Below are 2500 nucleotides of genomic sequence, written 5' to 3'. Positions count from 1 at the left end.
CGAGTCTTAAAAGGGCGCATGAGTTCGTTGGATCAGACCCGAAACCAGGTGATCTAGCCATGAGCAGGATGAAGGTACGGTAACACGTACTGGAGGTCCGAACCAACACCCGTTGAAAAGGGTCTGGATGACTTGTGGCTAGGGGTGAAAGGCCAATCAAACCTGGAGATAGCTGGTTCTCCGCGAAAGCTATTTAGGTAGCGCCTCGGACGAATACCTCGGGGGGTAGAGCACTGCATGGGTGATGGGGTCCCACAGACTTACTGAGCCTAAGCAAACTCCGAATACCCGAGAGTACTATCCGGGAGACACACGGCGGGTGCTAACGTCCGTCGTGAAGAGGGAAACAACCCTGACCTGCAGCTAAGGCCCCTAATTCGTGGCTAAGTGGGAAAGCATGTGGGACGTCCAAAACAACCAGGAGGTTGGCTTAGAAGCAGCCATCCTTTAAAGATAGCGTAACAGCTCACTGGTCTAGTCAAGATGTCCTGCGGCGAAGATGTAACGGGGCTCAAGCCACGAGCCGAAGCTCAGGATGCGTAGCAATACGCGTGGTAGCGGAGCGTTCTGTGATATAGCTCAATGCCTCTTGTGTGCCCTTCGGGGTGCCATGGAGGCAAGGAGCTTTCTGTGAAGCCGGGCCGTAAGGCATCCGGTGGAGAGATCAGAAGCGAGAATGTTGACATGAGTAGCGACAAACAGGGTGAGAGACCCTGTCGCCGAAAGTCCAAGGGTTCCTGCTTAAAGCTAATCTGAGCAGGGTAAGCCGGCCCCTAAGGCGAGGCCGAAAGGCGTAGTCGATGGGAACCACGTTAATATTCGTGGGCCAGGAGGATGTGACGGATCGCAGGTGTAGTTCGGTCTTATCGGATTGACCGGGCTGCTGAGCGGTTCCTGGAAATAGCCCTCCATCAGACCGTACCCCAAACCGACACAGGTGGACTGGTAGAGAATACCAAGGCGCTTGAGAGAACCACATCAAAGGAACTCGGCAAAATGCTCCCGTAAGTTCGCGAGAAGGGAGCCCCTCTTGTGCGCAAGCATGGGAGGGGGGCACAAACCAGGGGGTGGCGACTGTTTACTTAAAACACAGGGCTGTGCGAAGCCGTAAGGCGACGTATACAGTCTGACGCCTGCCCGGTGCTGGAAGGTTAAAAGGAGGGGTGCAAGCTCTGAATTGAAGCCCCAGTAAACGGCGGCCGTAACTATAACGGTCCTAAGGTAGCGAAATTCCTTGTCGGGTAAGTTCCGACCTGCACGAATGGCGTAACGATCTCCCCGCTGTCTCTGATGTGGACTCAGCGAAATTGAACTGTGTGTCAAGATGCACACTTCCCGCGGTTAGACGGAAAGACCCCATGAACCTTTACTCCAGCTTTGCACTGGCATCAGGATTGTGATGTGCAGGATAGGTGGTAGGCATCGAAGCAGAGACGCCAGTTTCTGTGGAGCCTCCCTTGAGATACCACCCTTCGCACTCTTGATGTCTAACCGCGGCCCGTCATCCGGGTCCGGGACCATGCATGGTGGGGAGTTTGACTGGGGCGGTCGCCTCCCAAATCGTAACGGAGGCGCGCGAAGGTTGGCTCAGAGCGGTCGGAAATCGCTCGTTGAGTGCAATGGCAGAAGCCAGCCTGACTGCAAGACTGACAAGTCGAGCAGAGACGAAAGTCGGCCATAGTGATCCGGTGGTCCCAAGTGGGAGGGCCATCGCTCAACGGATAAAAGGTACTCTGGGGATAACAGGCTGATGATGCCCAAGAGTCCATATCGACGGCATCGTTTGGCACCTCGATGTCGGCTCATCTCATCCTGGGGCTGGAGCAGGTCCCAAGGGTATGGCTGTTCGCCATTTAAAGAGGTACGTGAGCTGGGTTTAGAACGTCGTGAGACAGTTCGGTCCCTATCTGCCGTGGGTGTAGGAGACTTGAGAAGAGTTGCCCCTAGTACGAGAGGACCGGGGTGAACGTTCCACTGGTGGACCAGTTGTCGTGCCAACGGCAGTGCTGGGTAGCTATGAACGGACAGGATAACCGCTGAAGGCATCTAAGCGGGAAGCCCCCTTCAAAACAAGGTCTCCCTTGAGAGCCGTGGAAGACCACCACGTCGATAGGCCGGAGGTGTAAGTGCAGCAATGCATTCAGCTGACCGGTACTAATTGCTCGATAGGCTTGATTTGATCCAGTAACAGCAAGACTGGTCAAAAGCTCAAAACCTGAACAAGCGCTACTGCGCCTGATGTTCCTCATAAACGGGTCTTTCCTCGGTTTGGTGGTCATAGCGCTGGCTAAACACCCGATCCCATCCCGAACTCGGCCGTTAAGGGCCAACACGCCAATGGTACTGCGTCTCAAGACGTGGGAGAGTAGGTCACCGCCAAACCTAGAAAAGACCCCATCAACGATACAAAAAACACCCGGACGCGGGGTGGAGCAGCCCGGTAGCTCGTCAGGCTCATAACCTGAAGGCCGCAGGTTCAAATCCTGCCCCCGCAACCAAA

At 55.2% G+C, this 2500-nt stretch carries 1 tRNA gene and 2 rRNA genes (1 of these 3 cut by a window edge); all 3 read left to right on the top strand.

Going from position 1 to position 2500, the window contains the following annotated elements:
- Nucleotides 1-2179 (top strand): 23S ribosomal RNA (locus IE126_RS25210); it begins 654 nt to the left of the window's first position.
- An 88-nt stretch (nt 2180-2267) separates the two neighbouring features.
- Nucleotides 2268-2382 (top strand): 5S ribosomal RNA (rrf, locus tag IE126_RS25205).
- Between the two features lie 39 nt (nt 2383-2421).
- Nucleotides 2422-2498, top strand: a tRNA-Met gene (locus IE126_RS25200).
- Nucleotides 2499-2500 lie beyond the last annotated feature (2 nt).

Source organism: Gemmobacter nanjingensis (assembly GCF_014652195.1).
In the GTDB taxonomy this organism is placed as follows: domain Bacteria; phylum Pseudomonadota; class Alphaproteobacteria; order Rhodobacterales; family Rhodobacteraceae; genus Gemmobacter; species Gemmobacter caeni.
Note: the sequence above shows the minus strand (reverse complement) of the source record. Positions and strands in the feature narration are given on the sequence as shown.